This is a genomic window from Stackebrandtia sp., from assembly GCF_035643755.1.
Taxonomy (GTDB): domain Bacteria; phylum Actinomycetota; class Actinomycetes; order Mycobacteriales; family Micromonosporaceae; genus Stackebrandtia.
On record NZ_DASQPW010000204.1, the window covers coordinates 1 to 25,901 of the forward strand.

Annotated in this window: 29 protein-coding genes, 1 tRNA gene and 1 pseudogene; 12 read left to right on the forward strand and 19 right to left on the reverse strand. The window is 68.8% G+C overall.

The window, feature by feature from the left end; all coding sequences use genetic code 11:
• The 4 genes and pseudogenes from VE172_RS15830 to moeZ form a co-directional block, all read left to right on the forward strand.
• A pseudogene (locus tag VE172_RS15830) lies at positions 1-1,002 on the forward strand (hypothetical protein); the annotation flags it as partial.
• 25 nt (positions 1,003-1,027) lie between these two features.
• The gene (locus VE172_RS15835) at positions 1,028-2,005 is read left to right on the forward strand and encodes an alpha/beta fold hydrolase (protein ID WP_324802897.1); all 978 of its coding nucleotides are present in this window, start codon (positions 1,028-1,030) and stop codon (positions 2,003-2,005) included.
• On the forward strand, positions 1,995-2,843 hold the full coding sequence (locus tag VE172_RS15840) for a DUF3152 domain-containing protein (protein WP_324802898.1): 849 nt from the start codon (positions 1,995-1,997) through the stop codon (positions 2,841-2,843). The genes VE172_RS15835 and VE172_RS15840 overlap by 11 nt, the downstream gene beginning before the upstream one ends.
• A gap of 22 nt (positions 2,844-2,865) precedes the next feature.
• Positions 2,866-4,044: an adenylyltransferase/sulfurtransferase MoeZ gene (moeZ, locus tag VE172_RS15845; protein WP_324802899.1), complete on the forward strand. Its 1,179-nt coding sequence runs from the start codon at positions 2,866-2,868 to the stop codon at positions 4,042-4,044.
• Between the two features lie 86 nt (positions 4,045-4,130).
• Here moeZ and VE172_RS15850 read toward each other — a convergent pair whose 3' ends face one another.
• The 6 genes from VE172_RS15850 to ehuB all read right to left on the reverse strand — a co-directional run bounded on the left by VE172_RS15850 (position 4,131) and on the right by ehuB (position 8,563).
• Complete coding sequence (locus tag VE172_RS15850; protein WP_324802900.1) at positions 4,131-4,670, reverse strand: hypothetical protein; 540 nt, start codon at positions 4,668-4,670, stop codon at positions 4,131-4,133.
• Between the two features lie 99 nt (positions 4,671-4,769).
• A complete protein-coding gene (locus VE172_RS15855; protein ID WP_324802901.1) occupies positions 4,770-5,330 on the reverse strand; it encodes an RNA polymerase sigma factor in 561 nt (186 codons plus the stop codon).
• Positions 5,331-5,456: 126 nt separating this feature from the next.
• A complete protein-coding gene (gene ehuA / locus VE172_RS15860) occupies positions 5,457-6,275 on the reverse strand; it encodes an ectoine/hydroxyectoine ABC transporter ATP-binding protein EhuA (RefSeq protein ID WP_324802902.1) in 819 nt (272 codons plus the stop codon).
• Positions 6,262-6,921, reverse strand: a complete 660-nt coding sequence (gene ehuD / locus VE172_RS15865; RefSeq protein WP_324802903.1) for an ectoine/hydroxyectoine ABC transporter permease subunit EhuD — start codon at positions 6,919-6,921, stop codon at positions 6,262-6,264. Before ehuD ends, ehuA begins: the two co-directional genes overlap by 14 nt.
• Positions 6,918-7,643: an ectoine/hydroxyectoine ABC transporter permease subunit EhuC gene (gene ehuC, locus VE172_RS15870; RefSeq protein ID WP_324802904.1), complete on the reverse strand. Its 726-nt coding sequence runs from the start codon at positions 7,641-7,643 to the stop codon at positions 6,918-6,920. Before ehuC ends, ehuD begins: the two co-directional genes overlap by 4 nt.
• A gap of 23 nt (positions 7,644-7,666) precedes the next feature.
• Positions 7,667-8,563: an ectoine/hydroxyectoine ABC transporter substrate-binding protein EhuB gene (gene ehuB / locus VE172_RS15875; protein ID WP_324802905.1), complete on the reverse strand. Its 897-nt coding sequence runs from the start codon at positions 8,561-8,563 to the stop codon at positions 7,667-7,669.
• A 516-nt stretch (positions 8,564-9,079) separates the two neighbouring features.
• On the opposite strand from ehuB, the gene VE172_RS15880 reads away from it, so the two are divergent.
• Positions 9,080-9,826 (forward strand): GntR family transcriptional regulator, encoded by a 747-nt coding sequence (locus VE172_RS15880; protein ID WP_324802906.1) that lies wholly within the window; start codon positions 9,080-9,082, stop codon positions 9,824-9,826.
• Here the strand turns inward: VE172_RS15880 and VE172_RS15885 are convergent.
• Positions 9,823-10,485 (reverse strand): ferritin-like fold-containing protein, encoded by a 663-nt coding sequence (locus tag VE172_RS15885; RefSeq protein ID WP_324802907.1) that lies wholly within the window; start codon positions 10,483-10,485, stop codon positions 9,823-9,825. The genes VE172_RS15880 and VE172_RS15885 overlap by 4 nt on opposite strands.
• 148 nt (positions 10,486-10,633) lie before the next feature.
• Here VE172_RS15885 and VE172_RS15890 point away from each other — a divergent pair, with 148 nt between their 5' ends.
• Positions 10,634-12,232: a DEAD/DEAH box helicase gene (locus VE172_RS15890; protein ID WP_414715110.1), complete on the forward strand. Its 1,599-nt coding sequence runs from the start codon at positions 10,634-10,636 to the stop codon at positions 12,230-12,232.
• 12 nt (positions 12,233-12,244) lie between these two features.
• Positions 12,245-12,484, forward strand: coding sequence for a hypothetical protein (locus VE172_RS15895; RefSeq protein ID WP_324802909.1), 240 nt, complete (start codon positions 12,245-12,247; stop codon positions 12,482-12,484).
• Here the strand turns inward: VE172_RS15895 and VE172_RS15900 are convergent.
• Positions 12,481-13,092 carry a hypothetical protein gene (locus VE172_RS15900; protein WP_324802910.1) on the reverse strand — a complete coding sequence of 204 codons (612 nt, stop codon included), beginning with the start codon at positions 13,090-13,092 and terminating at the stop codon, positions 12,481-12,483. The two genes, VE172_RS15895 and VE172_RS15900, sit on opposite strands and share 4 nt — an antisense overlap.
• 102 nt (positions 13,093-13,194) lie before the next feature.
• Between VE172_RS15900 and VE172_RS15905 the strand changes: the two genes are divergently transcribed.
• A complete protein-coding gene (locus VE172_RS15905) occupies positions 13,195-13,650 on the forward strand; it encodes a Fur family transcriptional regulator (protein ID WP_324802911.1) in 456 nt (151 codons plus the stop codon).
• Positions 13,651-13,905: 255 nt separating this feature from the next.
• Here the strand turns inward: VE172_RS15905 and VE172_RS15910 are convergent, their stop codons facing one another.
• The 5 genes from VE172_RS15910 to VE172_RS15930 form a co-directional block, all read right to left on the reverse strand.
• On the reverse strand, positions 13,906-14,469 hold the full coding sequence (locus tag VE172_RS15910) for a MarC family protein (protein WP_349258412.1): 564 nt from the start codon (positions 14,467-14,469) through the stop codon (positions 13,906-13,908).
• Between the two features lie 114 nt (positions 14,470-14,583).
• Complete coding sequence (locus tag VE172_RS15915; RefSeq protein ID WP_324802913.1) at positions 14,584-15,087, reverse strand: SigE family RNA polymerase sigma factor; 504 nt, start codon at positions 15,085-15,087, stop codon at positions 14,584-14,586.
• A gap of 104 nt (positions 15,088-15,191) precedes the next feature.
• Positions 15,192-16,472: a phospholipase D-like domain-containing protein gene (locus VE172_RS15920; protein ID WP_324802914.1), complete on the reverse strand. Its 1,281-nt coding sequence runs from the start codon at positions 16,470-16,472 to the stop codon at positions 15,192-15,194.
• 85 nt (positions 16,473-16,557) lie between these two features.
• Positions 16,558-17,532, reverse strand: a complete 975-nt coding sequence (locus VE172_RS15925; RefSeq protein ID WP_324802915.1) for an aldo/keto reductase — start codon at positions 17,530-17,532, stop codon at positions 16,558-16,560.
• 57 nt (positions 17,533-17,589) lie between these two features.
• Complete coding sequence (locus tag VE172_RS15930; protein WP_324802916.1) at positions 17,590-17,964, reverse strand: cupin domain-containing protein; 375 nt, start codon at positions 17,962-17,964, stop codon at positions 17,590-17,592.
• Positions 17,965-18,044: 80 nt separating this feature from the next.
• On the opposite strand from VE172_RS15930, the gene VE172_RS15935 reads away from it, so the two are divergent.
• The 3 genes from VE172_RS15935 to VE172_RS15945 are packed head-to-tail and all read left to right on the forward strand — an operon-like array spanning position 18,045 to position 20,898.
• Positions 18,045-18,485: a MarR family winged helix-turn-helix transcriptional regulator gene (locus VE172_RS15935; protein ID WP_324802917.1), complete on the forward strand. Its 441-nt coding sequence runs from the start codon at positions 18,045-18,047 to the stop codon at positions 18,483-18,485.
• Between the two features lie 59 nt (positions 18,486-18,544).
• A complete protein-coding gene (locus VE172_RS15940; RefSeq protein WP_324802918.1) occupies positions 18,545-18,874 on the forward strand; it encodes a PadR family transcriptional regulator in 330 nt (109 codons plus the stop codon).
• Positions 18,871-20,898: a hypothetical protein gene (locus VE172_RS15945; protein WP_324802919.1), complete on the forward strand. Its 2,028-nt coding sequence runs from the start codon at positions 18,871-18,873 to the stop codon at positions 20,896-20,898. The genes VE172_RS15940 and VE172_RS15945 overlap by 4 nt, the downstream gene beginning before the upstream one ends.
• On the opposite strand, the gene VE172_RS15950 is transcribed toward VE172_RS15945, so the two are convergent.
• The 6 genes from VE172_RS15950 to VE172_RS15975 form a co-directional block, all read right to left on the reverse strand.
• Positions 20,885-22,111, reverse strand: a complete 1,227-nt coding sequence (locus VE172_RS15950; protein ID WP_324802920.1) for an RNA polymerase sigma factor — start codon at positions 22,109-22,111, stop codon at positions 20,885-20,887. The two genes, VE172_RS15945 and VE172_RS15950, sit on opposite strands and share 14 nt — an antisense overlap.
• Positions 22,111-22,524, reverse strand: coding sequence for a YciI family protein (locus tag VE172_RS15955; RefSeq protein ID WP_324802921.1), 414 nt, complete (start codon positions 22,522-22,524; stop codon positions 22,111-22,113). The genes VE172_RS15950 and VE172_RS15955 overlap by 1 nt, the downstream gene beginning before the upstream one ends.
• A 105-nt stretch (positions 22,525-22,629) precedes the next feature.
• Complete coding sequence (locus VE172_RS15960) at positions 22,630-23,574, reverse strand: hypothetical protein (RefSeq protein WP_324802922.1); 945 nt, start codon at positions 23,572-23,574, stop codon at positions 22,630-22,632.
• Complete coding sequence (locus VE172_RS15965; RefSeq protein WP_324802924.1) at positions 23,571-23,915, reverse strand: PadR family transcriptional regulator; 345 nt, start codon at positions 23,913-23,915, stop codon at positions 23,571-23,573. The genes VE172_RS15960 and VE172_RS15965 overlap by 4 nt, the downstream gene beginning before the upstream one ends.
• Positions 23,916-24,032: 117 nt before the next feature.
• Positions 24,033-24,108 (reverse strand) — tRNA-His (locus VE172_RS15970).
• Positions 24,109-24,191: 83 nt separating this feature from the next.
• Entirely contained in the window at positions 24,192-24,953 is a 762-nt protein-coding gene (locus VE172_RS15975) for a bestrophin-like domain (protein WP_324802925.1), read from the reverse strand.
• A gap of 107 nt (positions 24,954-25,060) precedes the next feature.
• On the opposite strand from VE172_RS15975, the gene VE172_RS15980 reads away from it, so the two are divergent.
• Positions 25,061-25,901: DUF6923 family protein (locus VE172_RS15980; RefSeq protein WP_324802926.1), on the forward strand; the 841-nt coding region annotated here is incomplete at its 3' end.

The window sequence follows — 25,901 nt, forward strand, 5'->3', positions numbered from 1 at the left end:
AAGCCCGCGGTCCCCCCGCAGCGCGACGTTCCGGCACAGTGGACGGTTGCCCGCCCGGATCGGCTGAAGCCCCCGTCCAAGCCGGTGGCCGAGCCCCAACCCCCGGTGGACGCCGAGCCCGCCCGGCCCACCCGCGCCGAGCGGCGCCGGGCCGCCGAGGCCGACGGCGACACCGGCGAGCCCGGCGACTACGCCGCGACCCGCAGCTCCGACCTGAACCGCATCGCGGCGTTCCTGCGCAGCACCCAGGACATCCCCACCGACACCCCCAAGCGCCGCGCCGCCCCGCAGCAGGCGCCCCCGCCGACGCCGCCGCCCGCCGAGGAGAAGACCTCGGAGCTGCCCACCGTGATCTCCGAGGAGCCGCCGGACAAGTCCGAGCAGGTGCTCAACGCCGTGCGCCAGATCCCCGGCGTCACCGGGGCCCGCCTGGCCGACTCCGACTCCACGCTGTCGCTGGAGATCGCCGAGGACGCCGACACCAACCTGGTGAGCCGCAGCGTCGTCGACCTGCTGGACAGCCGACTCGGCCTGGCCGCGCAGCCGGTGAGCCCGGCGGTGGGAACCGTCGACACCGAGCCGAAGCGCGAGCGCAGCTTCGCCCTGCCCCCGGGCAGCCGCGCGGTGCTGGAGCGCACCCAGATCATCACCTCCGGGTTCGAATCCACAGTAGAAGTCGGCCTGACGGTGAACGGCGCCCGCGCCGTGGGCCGCTCCACCGGCCCCGCCGTCGACTGGCACATCCTGCGCGCCGCCGCCGACGCCACGGTCGACGCCATCGGCGTCCTGCTGGGCCGCAGCGCCCGCGTCGTCGTCGAACACGCCTCGATCGAGACCGCCGGCCCCGGCAGGGTCGCCGTGGTGACGGTGCTGCTTTTGACCGAGGAGGGCAGCGAGCGACTCGCCGGCGCCGCCCCGGTCGACGGCGACCGCCGCCAGGCGATCGTCCACGCCACCTTGCAGGCGCTCAACCGCCGCCTGGAGACAATGCTGCTGTCTTAGCGCGGACGGACTTAATATTCATCAGGTGAAGCGCGCCGTCCTCGCCAGTCCCGATGAAGTCCGCCGTCCCTCCTCCCTGGCGCCCCCGTGGCCCGGGCGCGAGCATCTGGTCGGCGACCAGCGGCTCTTCGTCCGCGAGACCCCGGGCACCTCGCCCAACGCCGAGCCCGCGCTGTACGTCCACGGGCTGGGCGGCTCGGCCCAGAACTGGACCGACCTGGCCGACGTGCTGTCGGATCGGCTGGCGGGCCAGTCCATCGACCTGCCGGGCTTCGGGCACTCGGCGCCCACCACCAGGTACACGATTCCCGCACTGGCGCAACAGGTCGCGGCGTGGATCCTGCGTGCCGGCCGCGGCCCGGTCCACCTGGTCGGCAACTCGCTGGGCGGCGCGATCTCGGTGTACGTCGCCGCCACCCGGCCCCACCTGGTGCGCACCCTGACCCTGATCTCCCCCGCGATGCCGTTCATGGACGTCCGGCGCTCCAGCCAGTCCCGGCTGCTGCCGCTGCTGGCGATCCCGCGCGCCGACAGGCTCGCCGCCCGCGCCATGGCCGGCCTGAAGCCGGAACAGATCGTCGACCAGGTGGTCGCCAACTGCTGGTCGGACGCGGAGTCGGTGCCGCCGCAGCGCCGCATCGAGGCGATCGAGGAGGTGCGGCGCCGCCAGGCGGTGCCGTGGAACACCAGCGCCTACGTGCGGGCGTTTCGCGGCCTGGTGGGCACCTTCATCCAGTCGTACCTGCCGGGCTCGTCGTCGCTGTGGCGGCTGGCGGCGCAGATCACCGCGCCCACCCTGGTGATCTGGGGCAAGCAGGATCGCCTGGTGGACGTGAGGATGGCGCCGCAGGTCGCGCGCACCATCCCCGACTCCCGGCTGCTGATCCTGGACCGGGTCGGCCACGTCGCCATGATGGAACGGCCCGACGCGACCGGGCGCGCCATCGCGGCGCTACTCGATGAGGTCGAGCGGCCACATAGACTGTCGGCAAATGTCGGATGAAGCGAAGCGCAAGCGAGCAACCACGGCGCGTCAACGGATGTGGCGCCGCCGCAGGCGCGCCATGGTGTTCGTCGTCCTGTTCGTGGTGTTCGTCGTCGTCGGCTTCAAGATCGTCCGGGTGGTGACCGGCGTCGGCCACTCCACGTCGCTGACCTCGATGGCCTCGGCGCACGCCGTCGACACCTCGCCGTCGGGTTCGGGCACGCCCTCGCCGTCGAAGCAGCATTCGCGCTCCCCGTCGCCCAGCGCATCGCCCAGCGTGGTGGAGCAGGGAACCGGCAAGTGGGAGTACGCGGGCAAGCCCGAATCCGGCAAGACCGTCGGCACCTCCGGCACCCTGTACACGTACAACGTCGCCGTCGAGGGCGGCATCGACATCGACCCCGACGAGTTCTCCGACTTCGTCATCACCACGCTGTCCGACGCCGACCGCGGCTGGACCTCCCAGGGCAAGTTCCGCCTGAAGCCGGTCGTCAAGTCGAAGAAGGTCACCCCCGACTTCACCGTCTACCTGGCCTCGCCGAAGACCCGCTCCAAGCTGTGCCAGTCCGAGGACGTCTACACGTCCTGCCGCATGGGCAACGCCGTGGTCATCAACCTGGAGCGCTGGCTGCTGGGGGTTCCACACTGGACCAGCGTGCTGCACACCTACCGCCAATACCTCATCAACCACGAGGTGGGACACAGGCTGGGCTACGGCCACGTGGTGTGCCCCAAGAAGGGCTCCCCGTCCCCGGTGATGGCGCAGCAGACGCTGGCGTTGAAGGGCTGCAAGCCGAACGCCTGGCCGTATCGGGACGGGAAATACATCACAGGCCCACCCGGGGAATACCAATAGGCGAGAGGGGCATTATGTCCGTATGGCTTTGCCTCCACTCGTAGAACCAGCAGACGAACTCACCATCGACGAGGTGCGGCGCTATTCGCGGCACCTGATCATTCCCGACGTGGCGATGGACGGGCAGAAACGCCTGAAGAACGCCAAGGTGCTGTGCGTCGGCGCCGGCGGTCTCGGCTCCCCCGCCCTGATGTACCTGGCCGCGGCGGGCGTGGGCACGCTGGGCATCGTCGAATTCGACACCGTCGACGAGTCCAACCTGCAGCGCCAGATCATCCACGGCCAGTCCGACGTGGGCCGCTCCAAGGCCGAATCGGCGGCGGCGTCCATCGCCGAGATCAACCCGTACGTGAAGGTCAACATCCACGACGAGGTGCTGACCAACGACAACGTCATGGACATCTTCGCCGGCTACGACCTGATCGTGGACGGCACCGACAACTTCGCCACCCGCTACATGGTCAACGACGCCGCGGTGTTGCTGGGCAAGCCGTACGTGTGGGGCTCGATCTTCCGCTTCGACGGCCAGGCCAGCGTCTTCTGGGCCGACAACGGCCCCTGCTACCGCTGCCTCTACCCCGAGCCGCCGCCTCCGGGCATGGTGCCGTCCTGCGCCGAGGGCGGCGTGCTGGGCGTGCTGTGCGCCTCGATCGGCTCGATCCAGGTCACCGAGGCCATCAAGCTGCTCACCGGCATCGGCGAGCCGCTCCTGGGCCGCCTCATGGTCTACGACGCCCTGGAGATGACGTACCGCACCGTCAGGGTCGCCAAGGACCCCAACTGCGCGATCTGCGGCGACAACCCGACCGTGACGGGACTGATCGACTACGACGACTTCTGCGGGGCCGTCACCGACGAGGCCGCCAGCGCCGTGCAGGGCTCCACCATCACCGCCGCCGAGCTGAAGGACTGGCTGGACGCGGGCAAGGACATCGACCTGATCGACGTGCGCGAGCCCGCCGAGTGGGAGATCGTCCGCATCCCCGGCGCCCGCCTGATCCCCAAGGGCGACATCGTCTCGGGCAACGCCCTGTCCGAGCTGCGCACCGACAAGCAGGCGGTGTTCTACTGCAAGGCGGGCGTCCGCTCCGCCGAGGCGCTGGCGGCGGCCAAGTCCGCCGGCCTGTCCAACGCCGTGCACGTCCAGGGCGGCGTCCTGGCCTGGATCAACCAGGTCGACCCCTCGCTGCCCGAGTACTAGACGCGAAGAGAACCGTCGCCGCGAATCCCTATGATGGGTTTCGCGGCGACGGTTCTTTTCGCCTTCGGCGGCAGGGGCGCGAGTCTCTAGTTCTTGCCCTTGGAGCCGTCGTCGTTCTGATGCTTGTTCATCGGGACGGGATCGCACGCGCCGACGTGGCCCTTGGCGGACCCGATCGAGAAACTTCCCGTCAGCGCGTCCGGCGCGAAGTACCCCTGCGAAATCTCGATCACCAGGGTGGTGTCGCCACCGATGGTGTACTTGTCGGGGTCGATCGTGAATCCGATGGTGGTGGGGTGATCGTCGATGACCGGGTATCCGACATCAATTGGCGTCAAGCGATCGGGGTCGCACTTCATGTGGTCCGGAGGGAAGTCCACCTTGGCCTGGACTCCGTTGTCGGTCAGGGTCTTTTCGAGACCGTTGGCCTCATCGGTGCTGTGGATCTCGACATGGAGCGATCCGTCGTGCGTCTTGTCGACCGTGAAGGCGGGGTCCGCCGTGGCGGGCAGCGCCGTCAGCGCGCCCACACCCAGCATGACGCCGCCCGCGATCCCCGCGAGCGTGAACTTCTTGGCGCGGCTGAGCCGCGGGGTCTTCACCGGGGTTTCCTCGGTGGTGGTCATGGTCTGGTTCCTTTCAGCGACATAGCTTTTCAGCTCTTTGATGAGTCGGTCCTCGTAGCCGCGAGGCCGTCGGGTTTCGTGTTTCATGCGTGCCTCCTTCTAGGCGGCGACGAGCGCCAGTGCGTGCGAGTCCAGTTGGTCCCGCATGGTCTTGCGCGCGCGGTGCAACCGCACCCGCGCGGTCGTCGGTCGGATGTCCAGGGCCGCGGCGGCTTCGTGAACCGACAGCCCGTCAAGCGCGACCAGCTCCAAAACGGCTCTTTCCTTGTCGGACAGCCGATCCATCGCCTCGTACAGGCCGCGGGACTGGGCCTCGGCGTCGATCCGATCGTCCAATGCGGCCAGATCGTCGACCTCTGCCAGCGCCCGACCCGAGATCCGCTGGTCGGCGTTCAGTGCCCGCGCCCGGCGGCGGAAGTCCTCCGCCACGACGTTGCGCGCGATCCCGTACAACCAGCCGATCGGGCTGCCCTTGCCCGGCCGGTAACCGTGCGCCGAGTCGATGGCCGCGACGAACACGTCCGCGGTCAGGTCGGCCGCCAGGTGCGGATCGTCGACGCGGCGCGCGATGAAACCCTGGATCGACCCCACATGGTCGCGGTAGAACGCCTCGAGGGCGTCGGGATCGCTGCCTATGCGTGACACCGGCACCGAGGTCATCGGCTCACCTCCTTCATTCCGTTGGGGGTCTTCACCGATACTTCGTCGCTGGGGCGAAAAGCGTTACACGAAAGAGGCGGCCCGCGGAAAACCGCGGGCCGCCTTCTCAGACGCAGTATCTCGGTGTTACTCCGGCTTGGACTCTCCCAGCACGGCCTTCAGGAAGGCGCGGGTGCGTTCGTGCTCGGGGTCGCCCATCACCTGCGACGGCGGGCCGTCCTCCACGATGACGCCCTGGTCGAACATCATGACGCGGTGCGAGACGTCGCGGGCGAAGCCCATCTCGTGCGTCACGATGAGCATCGTGATGTCGGTGGAGTTGGCGATGTCCTTCAGCAGGTCGAGGACGTCGGCGACCAGCTCGGGGTCGAGCGCCGAGGTGACCTCGTCCAGCAGCAGGATGTCGGGGCTCATCGCCAGCGACCGCGCGATCGCCACCCGCTGCTGCTGCCCGCCGGACAGCTGCGACGGGTAGTTGTCCTCCTTGTCGGCCAGGCCGACCAGGTCGAGCAGCTCGCGGGCCTTGGCCACGGCCTCGTCCTTGGAGACGCCGAGGGTGTGCACCGGTGCCTCGGTGATGTTGCGCAGCACCTTCATGTTCGGGAAGAGGTTGAACTGCTGGAAGACCATGCCGATCTTCTTGCGGACCTCGCGCAGGTGGTGCTCTCCGGCCACCACCAGCTTGTCGCCCTTCTTCATGTGCGACAACGGTTCGCCCTCGACGTACACGACGCCCTCGGTGACCTTCTCCAGCGTCATCAGCAGACGCAGGATCGTGGTCTTGCCCGAACCCGACGGACCGATCAGGGTCACGCGCTCGCCGGGCTGAACGCTGAAGTTCAGTCCCTTGAGAACTTCGAGGTCCCCGAAACGCTTGACGACGTTGTCAAAGCGGACGGCGGGGGTGCCGTCCTTGACACCGGGGTTGGATTCATTGCTTTGCAAGACGCTTCTCCAATTTACGCATGGCCACGGCGGTCGGGTAGCTCACCGCCAGGAAGATCAGGCCGGCGATCGTGTAACCCTCGAGGTAACCGGTGTTGAAGGTCGCGACGTACTCCTGGGTATTGGAGATCATCTCCGCCAGGCCGATGGCCGTCAACACGGGCACCTCTTTGAACATCGAGATGATGTAGTTGCCCAGTGCCGGGGTGACGCGACGCAGGGCCTGGGGCAGGATCACGTGCTGCCAGCCGTAGCGCTTCGGCAGGGACAGCGCGGTGATGGCCTCCCACTGGCCCACCGGCACGGCGTCGATGCCGGCCCGGTACACCTCCGACGTGTAGGTCGAGTAGTGGATGCCCAGCACGATCACGCCGACCACCAGGGGTGTGGTGCTTCCCAGCAGCGGGGCCAGACCGAACCACACGAAGAACAACTGCACCAGCAGCGGGGTGTTGCGGATGAACTCCACGACCGCGAACAGCGGCGCGGAGACCACCTTGGGCGCCGAGCGCAGCACCACGGCGATGACCAGCCCCAGGAGCAGGCAGGTGATCGACGACAGGACGGTGACTTCGAGGATGACCCAGAAGCCCTTCAGCAGCGAGGGGAAGAGCTCCTTGGCGACGTTCCAATCCCAGCCGTTCATATGGCGACTCCTGACGCGTCAAGGTCGACTTGCGACTGGGTGAAGACCGACGCCTTGGGCGGCGTTCCCTGGCCGATACCCGCCTTCGCCTTGCGCTCAAGGAATCGCATGAGCGTCGCGATCAGGTACGACATGATGAAGTAGACCACCAGGAGCATCGCGAAGATCGCCATCACGTTGCCGGGCGTGGTGTACGACCGCAACTGCTGGGCCGCCAACGTCAGGTCGACCAGGGCGATCAACGACACCAGCGAGCTTCCCTTCAGCACCTGGATGCCGAGGTTGGAAAACGAGGGGATCATCTCGGGCCAGGCCTGCGGGATCGCGACGCGGGTCAACTGCTGCCAGTGGCTGAAGTTGAGGGCCGTGCACGCTTCCCACTGCGCCTGGGGCACCGCGGTCAAGCCGCCGCGGACGACCTCGGAACCGTAGGCGCCGTAGTTGAGCGCCAGCACCACGATGCCGATGGTGATTTTCGAGTCGAACCGGACGCCCAGCAGCAGCGGCATGGCGAACACGAACCACACCAGCTGGACCACCAGCGACGTGCCCCGGAAGAACTCGATGATGACGCGGGCCACGCCGCGCGTCAGGATGTGGCGGCTGAATGCCATCAGGCCCAGGGCGAAGGAGATGATCAGCGTCAGCAGACAGCCTGCCAGCGTGGTCACCACCGTCACCCCGAGCCCGTCGAGCAACGACGGCCACTGCGTTGAGAGCAATTCGCCGAAGTTCACAAGCGCCTCTAACCCTTGCAGAGTTTGGCGGTGGTGAAGTCCGACGTCGGGTACTCGTCCATGGTGAAACCGAAGGGCTTGACGATGGACTGCCACTTGGCCTTGTCCTTCTTGATCTTCGCCAGTTCGGTATTCACCTTGTCGCGGAAGTCCTTGTCGTCCTTGCGGAACACGGCGCCGCCGGCACCGACCTGGGGCACGCCCTTCAGCAGCGGCTTGAACGCCGTGACGGTCTCGAACTCGCCCTTGCTGGTCTTCTCGGCGTAGCGCAGCGTCGGCGACGTCAACGCGATCGCGTCGATGCGCCCGGCGTCCAGCTCGCTCTTCAGGTCGTCGACGTTGTCGCGCGTCTGGATCGAGTCGGCGGGGACCTTGGCCTCCTTGGCCTCTTTCCCTTCCACCGCGCCCTTCAGGACGCCGACCTTGGCCTTGCCGTTCTTGAAGGACGTGAAGTCCTTGAGGTGCTTGGGATTGCCCTTCTTCACCAGGAGCGTGGTGGCGGCGATGTAGTCAGGCTCGCTGAACAGTGCCTTGCCACACCGGTCGGGGGTGATGAACATGCCCGCGGTGACCAGATCGAAGTCGCCGCTGCCCAGACCCGGAATCAACGAGTTGAAGCTGACGATCTTGCTCTTGATCTGGCTGTCCTTGGCGCCCAGCTTCTTCAGGATGGTCGTGTACATCTCGACCGATTCCCCGGTGACCTTGCCGCTGGAATCCTTGAATGCGTATGGCGCCTCGCCGGACACGCCGATGGTGATGTCGTCGCCGTTCTTGATCTTGTCCAGCGTGCTTCCGCCCACGGAGGAGCAGGCCGCCAAAAGCCCGGGGGTGGCGATCAGGCCGCCGGCGACCAACCCACCCTTGAAGATCGTGCGCCGGGACCAGCGCTGTCGAGCAGTCACGTCAGGAATCCTTTCGGTTGACTACGTCTGACTTTTCATTTGGTAACCGACGATGCTAACGGACATCGTAAGTTTGTCGACAATACGGTTATTGACATTGCATAACGATACTGCGTGTCACTGTGAAGCTACTCACACCGCGTCGATCGCGGCGTGTCCCTCAGTTACGCACATATATCGACGCTTCGGACTATTAAATAAGAAAAGCCGCGAACCGGCGCGAAATAAACGCGGTCCATTGACGGCCCCCGAGCAAAACCATAAATAGAAACGGGAACTTTCCGGCATTCGTCATTCGCGCGATCGAGGCGGACTCGCGCGGCGACGCCGCCGGCGCCCGCTCGGTCCGCGTGAGGCCCACGTCCCCATGGCGCGGCTTCGCCGCACTCGCGCGCCCCGCGTCAGGTACTTTCGGTACTCAGGTTCGTAACGCGGGCTTCACAATCCAGGATCGGTTACAGGAGGTTTGGCCAGGTGACACAGCGCGCCGTCCCACGCAAGTCACCAGCGCCCAGCGTGCGCCTCGAACCGGTTTACCGCACCTCCACGGTGGACATGATCGCCGATCGCATACGTTCGGCCATTCTGGACGGAACGTTGCCGCCGGGCGCGGCCCTGGGCGAGGCGGACATGGCCCACCAGTTGGGGGTGAGCCGGGGGCCGCTGCGCGAGGGAATGCAGCGCCTGGCCCAGGAGGGGCTGTTGACCACCGTGCGGCGCCGCGGGCTCGGCGTGGTCACCATGACCGACGACGACGTCCACGACGTGTACCTGATGCGGGCCGCGGTGGAGCGGGCGGCGGCGCGGCAGCTGCTGCGGGCCGACCAGCGCCACATCAAGCAGACCGTGAAGCTGCTGACCGCCGAGCTGCGCAAGATGAACCGGGCGGCGGTGAGGGGCTCGGCGCGCCAGCTGGGCGACTGCGACCTCGCGTTCCACCAGACCCTTGTGGACGCCGCCGGCTCGCCGCGCCTGAGCCGCTCGATCGGCACCCTGCTGGTGGAGACCCGGCTGTGCACCTTCTCCATTCACGACTCGCTGGAGGTGCGCGCCGACCTGCCGCACAGCCACGAGCAGCTGGTCGCGGCGCTGGCCGAGCGCGACGAGCCGAGGCTGTGCGCGCTGTTGGAGAACCACATGACCGACGCGGCGCTGTGGCTCACCACGCCGCCGGTGGGCCTCGACGACTACGAGACCTTCGCCGCGCCGACGCCCAGCACCCCCCAGCCGCTGGATCGCCTCGAGCTGCCCGAGGGCGTCTAGTTATTCAGGCCGACGGCCGTCATCCGCTCGGAGTGCGCCTGCATGATGCGCTTGATCAGCTCGCCCACCTTGGTCAGGTCGCCGGTGCCCTCCAGCACGATCGTGGTGATCGCGTCGTGCTCGGCGGCCACCCGCTGCGCCTGGCTGAGCGCCTCGCCGACCAGGCGACGCGCCCACAGCGCCAGGCGGCCGGTGATGGTGCGGTCGGCGGCGATGGCCGCGTTGATCTCGGCCACGGCGAACTCGGCGTTGGCGTCGTTGTGCAGCACCTCGAGGACGAGGTCGCGGTCGGCGGGTTCCAGCAGCGCGGCGATCTCGCGGAAGAAGTCGTCGGCGATGGCGTCGCCCACGTACACCTTGACGAGACTCTCCAGCCAGTCGCGGGGCTTGGTGGAGTCGTGGAAGGTGTCGATGGCCGCCACGAACGGCTCCATCACGGCGTCCGGGTCGCCGCCCAGCTCGGTGATTCGTGACACGAGGCGGTGAAAGTTGTTGATCTCGGCGGCCGCCATGGCGGACAATGTGGCACGTCGCTGAAGATCCGGTGCGAGTCGCGCATCGGCGGCGATGCGGTCGAAGGCCACCAGTTCGCCGTACGCGAGCATGCCCAGCAGGGCGGTGACCGATTCCCGGGACGGCGCGGACGCGTGAGTTGACATACGCCGCAGGCTACCGGGAGTCCGAGTGTGACGACTCGGCGCGTACCATTGACCAACGTATACATTTCAGGCCCCGGCACATCGGAGCCGCCAAACAGGGACAAATACACTGCACAGCCATTCCGAACGTGTGGCAGCGCACCAGGATATAACCCCCGGTGACAGCGCCACCTCTGAGCCCGAAAAATCAAGTCCGCCGCCCCCGGTGCGGCCGGACAGCCCCAGTTTCGCCGACCTCGGCGCCCGTGAAGAGACGGTAGCCGCCCTGGAGGCCATGGGCATCACCCAAGCATTCGCGATCCAGGAGTACGCCATCCCGATCGCGATGCGTGGCAACGACGTCATCGGCCGCGCGCCGACCGGAACCGGAAAGACCCTCGGTTTCGGCGTCCCGATCCTGCAAAAGGTCACCAGCGCCCAAGACGGCGCGGACGGACGTCCCCAGGCACTGGTCGTGGTGCCCACCCGTGAGCTCTGCCTCCAGGTGTGCCGCGACATCGAGGCCGCCGGAAAGACCCGCGGCATCCGCGTTCTGCCGATCTACGGCGGACGCGCCTACGAGCCCCAGATCGACGCGCTGCGCACCGGCGTGGAGATCGTGGTCGGCACGCCCGGCCGCCTGCTCGACCTGCTGAAGGCCAAGCACCTCAAGCTGGACGCGGTGCACACCGCCGTGCTGGACGAGGCCGACCGGATGCTCGACCTCGGCTTCGCCGAGGACGTCGAGAAGCTGTTGGGGGCGCTGCCCGCCGAACGCCAGACGATGCTGTTCTCGGCCACCATGCCGGACGCCATCGTGTCGCTGTCGCGGCAGTTCCTGCACCAGCCCATGACGATCCACGCCGACGTCGCCACCGACTCCGGGCCCAGCGCCCAGACCAAGCAGCTGGCGTACCTGACGCACTCGCTCAACAAGATCGAGGTGCTGGCGCGCATCCTGCAGGCCCGCGGCCGCAGCCTCACCATCGTGTTCTCGCGGACCAAGCGCCACACCCAGCGCGTCGCCGACGACCTGGAGTTCCGCGGCTTCGCCGTGGCCGCCGTCCACGGCGACCTGGGCCAAAACGCCCGGGAGCGGGCGCTGCGGGCCTTCCGCAGCGGCAAGATCGACGTGCTGGTGGCCACCGACGTGGCCGCGCGCGGGCTCGACGTCACCGGCGTCACCCACGTCATCAACTACGACAGCCCCGACGACGCCGAGACCTACGTGCACCGCATCGGCCGCACCGGTCGCGCGGGCGCCACTGGCGTCGCGGTGACGTTCGTGAGCTGGGAGGACGCCCCGCGCTGGAAGCTGATCGCCAAGACGCTGGAGCTCGGCCTGGCCGACCCGGCGGAGACCTACCACACCTCCGACCACCTCTACACCGACCTGGACATTCCCGAGGGCGTGCCCGGCAACCTGCCGTCGGCGGATCGCACCCGGGAGGGCCTGTCGGCCGAGGCGGACATCGACATCGAGGGCGCCGGCAAGCGGCGCGGCGGTGGCCGCGGGGGCAGGTCCTCGGGCGGGCAGAAGCGCCGCGGCGGCAAGCCGTCGGACCGCTCCGACCGTCCCGAGACCGCCAACGCCTCCGAGGGTTCGAACGGTCGCAACCGGCGTCGCACCCGCGGCGGGACGCCGAAGCCCGAGGGCTCGGCGTCCGAGGCCACAAGGGACTCAAGCTCCAAGCCGTCGGAGGCGAGCTCGGCGTCCAAGCCGCGTCGCCGCAGGCGGCGTCGCTCCGGCGGCGGCGAATCCGATTGATAGCGTGACCTCATGACCTTCCCCAACCCCGACGGGTACACCGGGCCGCCTCACAGCGCGCCGCCCCCGAGGGGTTGGAAGGTCCCCGAGGTCATCGTCCCGGCGGCTCCCCGCGAGCTGCCGTCGCAGGACCACGAGGCCATAGAGGACGCCGAGACCCAGGCCCGCACCTTCAGCCACGGCCTGGCCATCTTGGCGGCGAGCCTGATGATCGTGGTCCTGATCGTCTACATTGTTCGGGCCCTGACCTAGTCCTCGCCGGACCACACCATGAGGGCTCCACTGTGGCCCGCCTTGTACAGATACCAGGTGGACACCCCGATCAGCCCCAGCATCACGAGCCCCAACACGATCATCACGATGGTGCGGCCCCGCCCGGCGGGGTCGTCGTCGCCGTGCCGTTCGGGCAACGACACGGTGTCGGATTCGGACTCCTCGGCGGCGGCCGACGGGAACGCCACCGACCGGTTGCCGCGCACCGCCACGGACCGGCGCCCGCGCTCCAGGGCCATGAACAGCAGGGTGATCGGGACCAGCACCAGGGTGAGCCAGAAGATCACCTTGCTGTATCCATCGTGGATGTTGATGGCGTTCACCTTGGACGACACGTCCACGCCGGAGGCGCGCAGCTTGTGGAGGATCTCGTCCTTCATGACGTCGCCGCTTTGGCGGGTGAGGTACACCAGGCCGGGCACGGCGATGGTGGCCAACAGGACGGCCCAACCGATGTGCCGGCGGACGCCCGGGATCACCACGTACGCCAGCATGAGCAGGGCCAGCAACGGGATGAGCACCACGGGCAGGTGGACCAGCAGGGGGTGGATCGGGACACCTTGAATGTGCTTGGGCATGCGTGTCATCTAACACCATCGGCGCCTGGCGTGGCTGGTCGTGCGCACCGTCACCAACCCCGGGGCGATGACTTTCTTGACCGGTTCAAAAAGACCTGATTGTCTTATGGGGTGGATTCCGAACAACTGCTGCGGCAAAGGGGTCTGCGCGTCACGCGCCAACGGCTGGCGGTGCTGTCGGTGCTCGACGACGGCGGACACCCCACCGTGGACGAGATCGTGCGCCGGGCCCGCTCCCAGGTCGGCTCGCTGTCCACTCAGGCGGTTTACAACGTCCTGGCGATGCTGGCCGACGCCGGCCTGGCCCGGCGGATCGAGCCCTCCGGCAGCCACGCCCGCTACGAGTCGCGCACCGGCGACAACCACCACCACGTGGTGTGCCGGGGGTGCGGCCGGGTCGAGGACGTGGACTGCGCGGTGGGCGAGGTGCCGTGCCTGCGGGCCGAGCAGTCGCACGGGTTCGACATCGTCGAGGCCGAGGTGACGTACTGGGGCCTGTGCCCGGCCTGCCAGGACAACCGCGAGCTGACCGGGGCCATCCGTCCGCGCCTTGGTACGGACGGGTAACCCCGGTACTATCGCAATCACTAGCGAGGAGTGCCCATGGGTTTGTTGCGATGGCTGCGCGGAGGCGACGACGCCGACGCCAGCATCAACGGCATGTCGACCGGACTTGCCGAGATCGAGGCGGTGTTCATGCCGTCCAAGCGCAAACAGACCGAGCTCATCGAGGAGCAGAGCCAGTCGCGCATCGACCTGCAAAGCGGCGAGCCGCTCGACCAGATCGACCTGGTCAACGGCGTGGCGGTGGTGCACCGCCGCTCACGAACCGACAAACTCGCGGACGTATCCGGCGACGGCCTCGGCGATGAGCTGGACGGCGATGGCGGCCAGCAGCAGACCCGAGATGCGGGTGAGGACCTCGATGCCGCCGCGCTTGATAAGTCGGACGATCACTGACGAGAAGCGCATCACGACGTAGATCACCAGGTGGACGCCGATGATAGCGGCGGCGACCCCGGCGTATCCGTCCCAGCCGTCGGCCCGCTTCACGAACAGGATGACCGCGACGATCGCCCCGGGACCGGCCAGAAGCGGCGTGCCCAGCGGCACCAGCGCGACGTTGGACGTGGCGGTGGAGTCCGGGTCGTCGGCCTTGCCGGTCAACAGTTCCAGGGCCACCAACAGCAACAGCAGCCCGCCCGCGCCCTGCAGCGCGGGCAGCTTGATGCCCAGGTAGTCGATGATCTGCTGGCCCGCCACGGCGAACAGCGCGATGACGCCCAGCGACAGCAGGGTGGCCTGTATCGCGGCCTTGTTGCGCACGGGCGCGTCCATGGCGCCGGTGAGCGCCAGGAAGATCGGGACCACCCCCGGCGGGTCCATGATCACGAACAGGGTGACAAATGCTTCACCGACGATCAGGAATCCGCTCACGGACCAGGATTATTCCAGTGTCGGCGCCCCGCGGGGGTACGGCGGGGCCGCCCGATGTGATCTCTATGCCGCCGCCAGAAATCCGCGGAGGCTGGCCAGGGCGCGGGAGCACTGGCTCTTGATCGTCCCCCTTGACACCCCGAGGATGCGGGCGCTGTCGGCCTCGCTGAGGTCCTCGTAGTAGCGCAGCACCACGACGTCGCGCTGTCGCTTGGGGAGCTTTTGCAGGCAGCGCCACATCAGGTCGCGCCGGGCGGACTCCTCGGTGTGGTCGTCGGCGAATTCGCGGGGCTCGGGCATCGCGTCGCAGGGCTGTTCGTGCGAGGAGCGCCGCCGCCACCAGCTGGCGTTGACGTTGTGCAGCACCCGCCGGGTGTAGTGCTCGGCGTTGTCGAAGCCGCCTCCGCGCCGCCAGGCCACGTACGTGTTGGCCAGGGTTGACTGCACGAGATCCTCGGCGGTGGCCCAGTTGCCGACCATGGTGTAGGCCTTGCGGTGCAGCAACGGCGAGGTGTTCTTGACGAAGTCTCGAAACTGGGTGTCTACCGTGTCTTGTTTGATGTTCACGCCCCCACCGACCTTTTAGGACTCAGCGGTTATCCTGATTTGCCAGGATTTCCCAGTATCGACCGATGTCGCGGGACCGCTCTCCCCAATTCGTGCCAGCCTTGTCAGCGGGAGTTTTTGCAGGTGTCGCGCACCTTCCAGAAGTTGTTCAGGTACGCCGTGTGAATGTCGCGGCCCATCATGCGCATCAGGGTCTCGTCGGCCTGGCGCAGCGAGGACCACGCGTAGTTGTGGCTTCCGGTGTAGACCCGCGGGGTGATGTCGTCGTCGAAGGCGCCGTCGACGAGCAGGTACTTGGAGTGCACGCGCCCGTCGCCGGTGCCGCCGTTGGTGTCGTAGGCGCACTTGGTGAGCTGCGGGCCTCCGGACACGTTGAGCGCGTTGAGGACCGCGTCGGAGGCGCTGGAGTAGACGATGTCGACCCAGCAGCCGTCCTTCGACAGCTGCGCGAGCTTCTGCGCGATCGCGGGGCGGTTGAACGTCAGCATCGCCACCCGCACGTCGGTCTGGTGCCAGGAGCCGTCGGTCTCCTGGTACTTGCACTTCGGGTCGACCGACAGCAGCGTGTTGTAGACGGTGTCGGAGCCCGGGTCCTCCCACGGCTGTCCCGAGCGTTCGTGGCGCGGGAAGAAGAAGAGGCGGTACTTCGAGGCGCTGCCGGTGTCGGTGTAGTAGTTGTTGTTCCCGGCGGTCTTGCGGTAGTCGCGCAGGTCGGTGAAGTACTTGCCGAAGGCGTTGTAGGCGTCGGCGTCCGACATCGTCATCATGTTGTTGAACGCCTTGTCGGCGTCCCAGGTGCCGATGTTGGAGGAGCCGGTGAACACCACGTTCTTCGCGGTCGAGCCGTCGTTGAGCTTCACGGCCGACAACGTCGCGAACTTGGAGTGGTTGTAGGCGTAGAGGGGCCCGCTCGAGTAGGTCTTGACGCGGGTGCCGATGCAGCCGCGCGGGTCGTCGTCGGCGTCGTGGTCGCCGCAGTTGACGAGAAAGCTGGGCTTGGCGTCGTCGGCGCCCAGTTCCTTGCTCAGCCGGGCGTACTGGGTGTTACCCGCCTGGCCCTGGTCGAGGATGGCCTGGACGTCGACGCCGCGCTGGTGGGCGGCGATCAGGTGCGCGGTGAGGTCGGGAGCGTCGGGCGAGTCCTGACCGGAGGTCGTGTCGAAACCGAAGAAGGACAAGGAGATCCGCTCACCCGCGGGTACCCGGTCGATCAGCCGCGCGAACTGGATGAAGATCGCGTTCTGCTCGGCGGCGGTGCCCAGGGGGTCGTTGAACACCGGGGCGTTCATCACCGGGTCCGGCTCGGCCGCGCTGGCCTGTGACGGCGCCAGGCACAGCCCGGCCAACGCGGCGACGACGACGGCGATCGACGATTTCTTCCACATGGGGCGGGACTCCTCGGCTCATTCGCGTTGAGACGAGTCCATGCCACCAGGTGGGCATACAAACGGCGCACAATCGCGCCGTCACTCAGCGGTACAGGGACGCGGGGTTTCCGGTCGGCAGCAGCGCCGGGACGATCTCGTCGATCTCGTCGAGCTGCGCGTCGGTGGGATCCCACTCACCGGCCGCGACGTTGGCGGTGACCTGCTCGGGCTTGGTGGCCCCGGCGATCACCGAGGCGCAGCCGGGCAGCGCCAGCAGGCCGCCGATGGCGACGTCCAGAATCGACAGGCCGTTCTTGTCGGCCCAGGCGATCAGGGCCTCGACCTTGTCGAGCTTGGCCTCGGTGACGTAGCCCTCGCGGTCGGCCAGCCGGGTACCGGCGGCGGGTTCGACGCCGCGGCGCACCTTGCCGGTGAGCAGGCCCATGGCCAGCGGGAAGTACGGCAGCACGCCGAGACCGTATTCGACGGACGCGGGGATCACCTCGACCTCGGCGTAGCGCTCCAGCATCGACCAGTGGTTCTGCGCCGACACGAAGGACGTCGTGCCGAGCTCGTTGGCGACGTGGGCGGCGCGGGCGATCTCCCAGCCGTTGAGGTTGGAGTGTCCGATGTAGCGGACCTTGCCCTCCCGCACCAGCTCGTCCAGGGCGGCCAGCGTCTCGTCGATCGGCGTGTACGGGTCGGGCGTGTGCAGCTGATACAGGTCGATGTAGTCGGTGTCGAGGCGGCGCAGCGAGGCCTCGACGGCGCGGCGGATGTAGGCGCGCCCGCCCTTGGCGCCGGCGGCGGGCCCGTAACCCATGTCGGCGTGGGCATGCCCGAACTTGGTGGCGATCACCGCCTGGTCGCGGCGGCCCTTGAGGCTGCGGCCCAGCAGCTCCTCCGAGGTTCCCTTGGAGTACATGTCGGCGGTGTCGAACAGCGTGATGCCGTTGTCGATCGCGGTGTCGACCACCTGCCGGGTGGCCTCGTAGTCGAGCCGCACGCCGAAGTTGTTGCAGCCGAGGCCGACGGCGGAGACGATGAGGCCGGAGGTTCCCAACGGTTGATATCTCATGGGCTGACCGTACCTCCGGGCCCGGGCGGGTCCGGAGGCATCGGCGGAGGAATGTGATCACTTCACCCACGGCGGCTCGAAGCGCGAGCCGTCGGGCATGATCCCGGCGAATCCGACCCGGGTGGTGACCCAGGTTTCGGCGGTCTCGTCGCCGGGGTTGGTGATGTGCACGTCGGTGTCGGCGGGCACCACGACGACGTCGCCTGCCTCGGCGATCTCGGCGCTCCCGTCGTGCTCCAGGCGCAGCCGTCCCCTCAGGACGTACACCACCTCCTCGTGGTTCACGCGGTGCGGCGAGGTCGGTGCCCCGGCGGGGATCTCGGCGCGCCAGGCGACCAGCTCGCTGGAGCCCCGACTGGGGGACACAAAGGACTTCCAAGTGGCGCCGTCGAACTGGTGCGCCTTCGCCGTCGCGGCGGTGATGACCGGCATGATCCGTTCCCTTCAACTAGTCAAGTAGCTTGACTATATCAAGAGGTCAAGCGGATTGACCACCGTGCGATGATGGGCGGGTGGACGACGACGTAGCCCTGGTCACCGCCCTGCTGGCGGCCGCCGGCGGGTTGGTGGAGACGCTGAATTCCCGGATGGTGGCGCGCGGCTACACCGACCTGCGCCCGGCCCACGGCTTCGCGTTCGCGCGGATGTGGGCGGCGGGCGCCACGGTCTCCGAGCTCGCCGCCCACCTCGGGGTCACCAAGCAGGCGGCCAGCCAGCTCGTCGAGGAACTGGTGTCCAAGGGTTACGTGCGGCGCGAGCCGCATCCGGGCGACGCGCGCGCCAAGCTCGTGGTGCTGACCGAGGCCGGGCGGCGCTGCACCCGCGACGCCGACGCCGTCTCCGCCGAGATCATCGCCGAGTGGACGCAGGTGTTGGGCGCCAAGCGAATTCGCCGACTCCGCGAGGACCTGTCCCGCGTGGCGCCGCCCGGGGTGATCCGTCGTGCGTGGTGACGAGGAAATCCCCCGACCCTATGTAGCGAAACTACCGAAGGCTATGTAGAGTTGCTGCTATGGCCGCTCCCGTCAAGATGACCACCACCGTGGCGCAGGTGCTGTCCTGTTTCCTCGCCGACGTCGACGCCGAGAGATACGGCCTCGACCTGATGCGCGACACCGGACTCCCCAGCGGAACCCTGTACCCGATCCTCGCGCGCCTGCAACGCGCCGGTTGGCTGCGGGCGTCCTGGGAGGACATCGACCCGGAGGCGGCCGGGCGGCCGGCGCGGCGGTACTACCTCCTCACCCCCGACGGCGCGGCCACCGCGCGCACCGAGCTGGCCGGCCTGCGTGACAAGCTGGCCAAGGCATTGGGCCCCATCGGAAGGACCCAGACGACATGACCGCGATCGACCGGGCCGCCGAGCGGCTGCTGCGGTTGGCCGCCCGGCGCTGGCCCGCCGCCGTTCGCGACGAACGGTACCGAGAGTGGGCCGCCGAGTTGGGTTACCTGAGAAGCGATGCCGACCTGCCGCGCTCCACCAGGGCCGTCACCCAGTTGCGCTACGCCCTCAGCCTGGCGGCCTCGCCCCCGGTCAACGACGAGGGCCGGGTGCCGCACGGGTGGCGGGAACTGTTGCCGCGCATGGGTCGCCGGCTGTGGCCGGTGGTCGCGCTCCTCGGGCTCGGGATGGCGTTTCGGCTCCTGGCGGGCCTGATACCGGGCGTGGTGTTCGCCGCGGCCCTCGGCGGCGCCAAGGGTCTGTCCCTCATCTACGCGTCGCCGTCGACGATGATCGCCTCCGGCTTCATCCTGCTGGGCAGCGTCGCGCTGGCCTGCTGGCTCGGTGTCCTTATCGGACGACGGCTGCCGATGATCCCGTCCTCCGGCGGCCACACCGGAAGCGCCGCCTCGGTGGCGGTGGCGATGACGGCGCTGGGCGCGGGGGTGCTGGCCGTCGACACCGCCCTGGAGGCCGACCAGCCGCAGGGCTTCGTCGGGTTCCTTCCGGGGGCCTGGCTGTTCACCCCGGTGGTGTGGGTCGTGGCGTTCACCCCGGTGGTGTGGATCGCGGTCGAGCTCACGCGGCGCCGCGGCGCCGCCGCGGGGCGGATCGGCGGCGCGCTCCTCGGACTGGTGGCCCTGGACATCACCGCGATCCCGACCCAGTGGATCGCCTCCTCGGCCCACGGCATCAAGCTCGATCCCGCCGACGCCTTCAAGTGGTTCTTCGTCACCGTGCTGTCCACCCCGTCCTGGGACGTGGCCATGGTGGCGCCCATATCCGTGGTGTCCGCGTTCGCGCTGTGTTACGCCACCACCGCCTGCCGGGTGCCGGCCCGCGAGCCCGCCGTGCGGGTGCCGTCGGCCGCCCCGGACCGGGTGTTCTCCCGGCCGCGCGCCGTCTTCGGCCTGTGCTGCGCCGGGCTCGGGGTCGCGGTGTGGGCGGTGAGCCTCGCCGACGCCACCCCGGCCGGAATCGCGCTGGCCCATGACATCGACGCGTTCGTCATGTGGGCGCTGGAGCTGCGGCTGGCGGCGATCCTGGTGGCCGCGCTGGGGCTCGGCCTCGCCCTGGTGGGCCGGGGCCGCCCGGTCACCGCCGCCGTGACGGCCGGGCTCCTGCTGCTGGGCGCCGACACGATGCTGGACCTCCTCGACCGCACGGGTTCGCGCGGCCTCGTGGTCGGGCTGGCCGTGGGCGCCATGGTGCTCACCGTCGTGTGGCGGCTGGGCCGCGTCCTGTTGATCTCGCGGCCGGACGGCATCCAGACCCGCCGCGTCTACATCGGAATATCGGTGGCCGCGGCGGCCTGCGCGCCGGTCATCCTGGTCCAGTCCACCTCCCCGGTGCACTTGGCGACTCCCCCGGTCTTCCCCGCCTGCTCGGCGGCGGTGGCGGCCCTGCTGGCGGCGATCGCGACCGTCGCCGCGCTCGCCGCGCGCCCGGCGCCCGCCCCCGGGCGATCCGCGGCGATGTTGGTGGCCGCGCCGGTCGCGAGCCTCGCCCTCGCCGGGTCGCTGTCGGGCATGCCGTTCAACACGGTCTTCCACCTGTTCGGCATCGGAATGCTCGGCGGCTTCGTGTGCCTGCCGTTCGCGGTGTACGCGGTGGCCATCATCGCGTGGCACCGCGCCCGCCGTCGTGCGCGCGCGACCGCGATCTGGCTGCTTGTCGGCCTGGCCAGCGTCGTCCTCGACGCCGTCGCCCTGATGGTGTCGATGTCGACCGTGTCGAACCTGGTCGCGGTGGCGCTGCTGCGCTTGCAGGGCGAGAGCCCGCCGTCCGAGGGCACCGCGGTGCTGCCGGGCATGCTCGTCATCGCGATCGTCGGCGGGGTGGTGGCGGCGCACCAACTGGTCCCGGCTCCCCAACCCCGCAAGCCGACGGCGGCGACGGGCACCCGCGCGGTCAACCCGGTCTGAGCCGCGCGGCCCGCCGCCGCACGTACCGCTGCTGGGCGCGGTTGGTGGACAGCTCGGCGGCCCGCAGATACTCGGCGCGGGCCTCGTCGAACTCCCCGTCCATCTCCAGCAGGTGGGCGCGGGCGGCGGGCAGCCGGGGATCGCGATCCATCCGGGTATCGCGGGACAACCCGTCGATGAGGTCGAGCCCGGCGCGCGGGCCGCGGGCCATCGCCACCGCGACGGCATGGTTCAGCCGCACCACCGGATTGTCCTGAAGGGCCAGCATCCGGGCGTACAGCGCCTCGATCCGCGGCCAGTCGGTGTCCTCGACGCTCGGCGCGGTGTCGTGGGCGGCCGCGATGGCGGCCTGGAGCTGATACGGGGCTCGCGGATCCCGCGCGAGCAGCCCGATCCCCTCGTCGATCAGCTCGCGATTCCAGGCGCCGCGATCCTGGTCCGCCATGGGAATCAGCTCGCCGTCGGCCCCGGTGCGGGCGGCGCGCCGCGCGTCGGTGAGCAGCATGAGGGCCAGCAGCCCGGCCGCCTCGGCGTCGTCCGGCCGCAGCCCGTGGACGACGCGGGCGAGCCGGATCGCCTCGGCCGCCAGGTCGGCGCGCTGCAGGCCCGGCCCCGCGGTAGCGACGTAGCCCTCGTTGAAGATCAGGTACAGCACGCGCAGCACCGCGTCGACCCGGTCGGCGAGCTCGCCGTCGTCGGGCAGCCGAAACGGCAGCCGACTGTCCTTGATGGACTTCTTGGCGCGGCTGATCCGCCGCGTCATCGTGTCGACCGGCACCAGGAAGGCGCGGGCGATCTCGCGGGTGTTCAGGCCGCCCACCGCCCGCAGCGTCAGCGCGATCTGCGCGGCGGTGGTGAGGCTGGGGTGGCAACACAGGAACAGCAGCACCAGGGTGTCGTCGCCCTGGCGGGGCCGATCGGCGGCGGGCGCGGTCTTCTGCTCGGGCAACACCCACCGCGCCACCGCGTCCTCCCGGCGGCGCCGGGCCTGTTCGGCGCGCAGCAGGTCGGTGAGGCGCCGCGCGGCGACCGCGATCAGCCAGGCACGCGGGTTGTCGGGGATCGCGCCGTCCGTCCACTGTGTCGAGGCGGCCAGCAGCGCCTCCTGCACCGCGTCCTCGGCGAGATCGAAGTGCCCGTACCGCCGCACCACGGCGCCGAGCACCCGCGGCGCCTCGCGGCGCAGCAGGTGCTCGACGTCGGTGCGTCCCATCAGACCTCGATATCGTCCACCGGGCCCTCGGCGATCGGCCGGACGTCGGCGTACCCGCGCACGACCACGTGCGCCGGGGCCGGGCAATCGCCGAGCATGGAGGCGATCTCGGTGGCGCGGTCGAAGCTGTCGCATTCGACCACCCAGTAACCGGCCAGCACCTCCTGGGTCTCGGCGTACGGCCCGTCGGTCACGACGTTGTCGCCGTGTGACCGGCCGATCCGCCGGGTGTGCACCGGCGCCGCCAGCCCCCGGGTCTCGACCAGCTCCCCGGACGCCTCCAGGTCGTTGTTGAGCTTCGTCATGAACTCGACCATGGCGCCGACCTCGGCGCCCGTCCACGGCCGATCCCCTCCACCGGCCATCTCGTCGTAGTCCTGTTGGGAGCCGAAGCTCAGGATCATGTACTTCATGGTCTTCCTCCTCGCGGATCGGGTGTTCATCCGGGACGTCGATGCCGTCACCCGATACCGGACATGATCGCGGGGCCGGGGGCGAAAAACTTCACGACCGGGGAATCAGCGCCCCGTCAGCTCCTGACGGCGCCCCGCCCGGACGAAGCCGATGACCACCGCGGCCGCGCCCACGACCGCACAGGCCAGACCGACCACCACCAACGCCAGCGGCCCGCTCGGCGGGGGAAGGACGGACGCGACGGGGAGGATGGCCGCCAGCGAGGCCGGGACCATCAGCACCCCCGCGGTCCACCACTTCGCCGCCAGGCCCGCGCCGATCACCAGGACCGCCAACAGCGTCAAGGTGACCGCGGCCGATCCCATTTCAGGATTGGGGAGGGCGTTGGTGAGGTAGCGCGACAACGGGTCCGCCGCGAAGGAGATCACGATGCCCGCGGGGATGGCGACCAGGGGCAACCTCCGGGATATCCGGCGGGGCCGCAACGGCCAGGCCAGCGCGAACAGCCCGAAGGCGGTCTGCGGCACCCACAGGTACGGGTTGGGGAGCTCGGCGGCGTCGAAGACGCCGAGCACCACGACGACCGCGGTCCACACCAGCGAGACGGTCGCCAGCCGACGCGTCGTCCGTCCCGTGGCGAACGCCGCCGCCACGCCGACGACAATCCACAGGACCTCGATGAGCATCCACGGCGCCGAGCGCCAGGTGAACAACGGCTCGATGATGGTCATGTTGGGCGGCGGAGCCAGAACCACCGCCGCGAGTCTGAAGACCATCGCCGCGCTGATCCCCACCGTCACCGCGAGGCTCAGCACGGCGGCCCGCCGCCGCCCGTCCGGCAGCCCCTCGGGCGAGTGGCGCAACCGCTGCCGCACCCCGCTGGCGGCGATGTCGCCGACGTCGGCCAGGCTCGGCTTCCGCCGATCCGGGGGCGCGCAGTCCATATAGGTGCTGACGATCTCCTCGCCGCGCTCGGCGCGGTACCGCCGCGGATAGAAGCGCAGCAGCCGCCGAAAACGGCTCTCGAGGGTGGGTTGGCGTGTGGTCATGACATTCCTTCTGCGAGTCGAGGGGCGCGGGAGCGCAGCCGCTCGGCGGCGGAGGCGGCGTGGTGCCGCATCCGCTCGGCGGACTCCTCCAATGTGGACGCGCCTTCGTCGGTGAGATGGTAATAGCGCCGCAGCCGGCCGTCGACGACCTCTTCGCGGTCGAAGTCGACCAAGCCGTCGTCCCGGAGCCGATCGAGCGCGCCGTACAGCGTGCCCGGCCTCAGCCCGACCGCCCCCCGCGACAGCTTCGCCACCTCGGTGATGATTCCGTAGCCGTGCAAGGGTTCGCGGGCCAGCGCGGTGAGGATGAGGAACGTGGGTTCCCGCAATAGACCGGTCATGCCGCCCAATATAACGGCTACGAAGGTATACCGTCAACCAAGGCAACCGGCGGGCACGAAAAAACCCTTGGCGTGATGCTGCCATCAGCCAAGGGCCCTTCGGACTTCCGTCCTCAATGGGGTGATCGACGGGATTCGAACCCGCGACATCCTGGACCACAACCAGGTGCTCTACCTACTGAGCTACGACCACCATGCGTACCGCACACGCGCGGCGCCGACCAATGATAAACGTGCTCCCACCGCCGTCCGCAAGCGGGTTTACCTCGGCGGCGATCAGCCGATCTGCCGCATCCGCTCCAGCGCCTGGGTGAAGGCGTCGGGGCCCAGGGCGACGCCGCGGCTGAACGGATACTCCAGCTCGAACACCGAATACAGCAGCAACACCACCATGGCCGCGGCGATCACCACCACCACGACGTGGGCCATGCGGCCGGGGACGCCGAACAGCAGCAGGATGCCCAGCATCAGCAGGGCACCGGCGATCAGGACCAGCCACATCACCCCGGTGAGACCGCCGACGGCGGCGTTGAGCCGGTCGTCGCGAGCCTGGCTCAGGGTGTCGAGGGCCTCGGAGGCGGAGTCGTTCTTCTCCTGGCTGACCTGGTCGTTGCCGGGCAGGCCCTTGTCGACCTCGTGGTGCATCGCGTCGATGACGTTCCATCCGGAGTCGCCCACCTCCCGTTCCTTGGCCATGTCGGGCCATTCGTGGTCGATGGCGAGGTTGGCGTAGTCGCGGCACAGGCCCTTGAGCTTGTCGGCCTCGGGACGGGGCAGGTCGGAGGCCGACCAGTAAACGTCCACAAGGGCGTTGGACTCGTTGTAGGAGACGGTGCGGGCGTCGGAGCGCTGTTCCCACACGGCGATGAGGACGAAGGCCAGGACGATGGCGTACAGGACGCTGATGATCTCGAAGACGCTTCCGGTGACCTCGTTGTAGCCCTCGCGGTTTTGGGGTGGCGAGAACCGTTGCTGCAACACGACTATCCCGCCGACGAGGACGCTGGCCACGACGACGATGACAAGGCCGAGAAGCATCGGATTCATGAAGACCCCAGAATGTCGGTGATGCGGTGTTTAGGTGGTTTGTGTATTTTATGGGTCTTATGGCTTCTCGGCGGTTCATCGGTTTGTGGGTGCGCGGCGTGTTGCTGTTTTTCTTGGCGGTCATGGCGTTCGGCGTCGCCGTCGGCGGGGTCACCGCCGATGCCCGCGAGTGCGGCGGGGCGGCGTTGCTGACCTGGAAACCGGCGGCGGGCGGACGGCACGTGCTGTCCATGGTGACGCTGAGCTCGGGGCACCGCAGCCAGGTCGCCACGCTTCCCTTTGAGATCAACGCGATCGGATACTCGAACGGGGACGACACGCTGTTCGGTCTGGCCAGCGGGGACGCCAACGGGCGGTTCGCCGACCCGCCGCATCTGGTGTCTGTGGACGGTGACGGCAGGGCCGACGACCTGGGGGCCGTCAGGGGCACCGGCGTCAGGGGGGACGGCCTGGCGGGCAGCTACGCGGGGACCGTCTACAACGGCCAGTTGGCGGTGTTGTCGGACACCCACGTCGTCTTCATCGACATCGACAGGCATCCCGGCACGATCACGCGCCGAACCACAATGGATGTTCCATTGAAGACGCTGCGCATCGGCGACGTCACCACGCTGCCGCACAGCTCGAAGCTCTACGGTCTGAGCACAACGGATGGTTCGCTGGTGTCGATCGATCCCGCCACCGGCGCGATCGGGCACACCCCTGTGGCGGGCCTGCCCCGGTCGTCGCTGGTCGGCGCGATGTTCGCCTCTCCCCGGGGCGAGATCTTCGGGGTCGTCAACGGCGTGGACGGACGGGCGCGGCTGTATCGGGTGTCGCGCGACGATTCCCGTGCCGGGATGAGGGCCGTCCAGGTCGCCGACTGGCCCGAGCTCACCTCGGCCGACGCGGCGTTTTGCGCCGCCCCGACGCCGCACCCGCGCCCGAGCCCCGGTTCCA

Coding starts and splice junctions, on each gene's coding strand:
- VE172_RS15840 (WP_324802898.1), top strand. CDS start 1,995: ATGTCGGATGAAGCGAAGCGCAAGCGAGCAACCACGGCGCGTCAACGG.
- moeZ (WP_324802899.1), top strand. CDS start 2,866: ATGGCTTTGCCTCCACTCGTAGAACCAGCAGACGAACTCACCATCGAC.
- VE172_RS15850 (WP_324802900.1), bottom strand. CDS start 4,670: ATGACCACCACCGAGGAAACCCCGGTGAAGACCCCGCGGCTCAGCCGC.
- VE172_RS15855 (WP_324802901.1), bottom strand. CDS start 5,330: ATGACCTCGGTGCCGGTGTCACGCATAGGCAGCGATCCCGACGCCCTC.
- ehuD (WP_324802903.1), bottom strand. CDS start 6,921: ATGAACGGCTGGGATTGGAACGTCGCCAAGGAGCTCTTCCCCTCGCTG.
- VE172_RS15885 (WP_324802907.1), bottom strand. CDS start 10,485: ATGTCAACTCACGCGTCCGCGCCGTCCCGGGAATCGGTCACCGCCCTG.
- VE172_RS15895 (WP_324802909.1), top strand. CDS start 12,245: ATGACCTTCCCCAACCCCGACGGGTACACCGGGCCGCCTCACAGCGCG.
- VE172_RS15900 (WP_324802910.1), bottom strand. CDS start 13,092: ATGACACGCATGCCCAAGCACATTCAAGGTGTCCCGATCCACCCCCTG.
- VE172_RS15910 (WP_349258412.1), bottom strand. CDS start 14,469: ATGGACCCGCCGGGGGTGGTCCCGATCTTCCTGGCGCTCACCGGCGCC.
- VE172_RS15920 (WP_324802914.1), bottom strand. CDS start 16,472: ATGTGGAAGAAATCGTCGATCGCCGTCGTCGTCGCCGCGTTGGCCGGG.
- VE172_RS15925 (WP_324802915.1), bottom strand. CDS start 17,532: ATGAGATATCAACCGTTGGGAACCTCCGGCCTCATCGTCTCCGCCGTC.
- VE172_RS15930 (WP_324802916.1), bottom strand. CDS start 17,964: ATGCCGGTCATCACCGCCGCGACGGCGAAGGCGCACCAGTTCGACGGC.
- VE172_RS15940 (WP_324802918.1), top strand. CDS start 18,545: ATGGCCGCTCCCGTCAAGATGACCACCACCGTGGCGCAGGTGCTGTCC.
- VE172_RS15945 (WP_324802919.1), top strand. CDS start 18,871: ATGACCGCGATCGACCGGGCCGCCGAGCGGCTGCTGCGGTTGGCCGCC.
- VE172_RS15950 (WP_324802920.1), bottom strand. CDS start 22,111: ATGGGACGCACCGACGTCGAGCACCTGCTGCGCCGCGAGGCGCCGCGG.
- VE172_RS15955 (WP_324802921.1), bottom strand. CDS start 22,524: ATGAAGTACATGATCCTGAGCTTCGGCTCCCAACAGGACTACGACGAG.
- VE172_RS15960 (WP_324802922.1), bottom strand. CDS start 23,574: ATGACCACACGCCAACCCACCCTCGAGAGCCGTTTTCGGCGGCTGCTG.
- VE172_RS15965 (WP_324802924.1), bottom strand. CDS start 23,915: ATGACCGGTCTATTGCGGGAACCCACGTTCCTCATCCTCACCGCGCTG.
- VE172_RS15975 (WP_324802925.1), bottom strand. CDS start 24,953: ATGCTTCTCGGCCTTGTCATCGTCGTCGTGGCCAGCGTCCTCGTCGGC.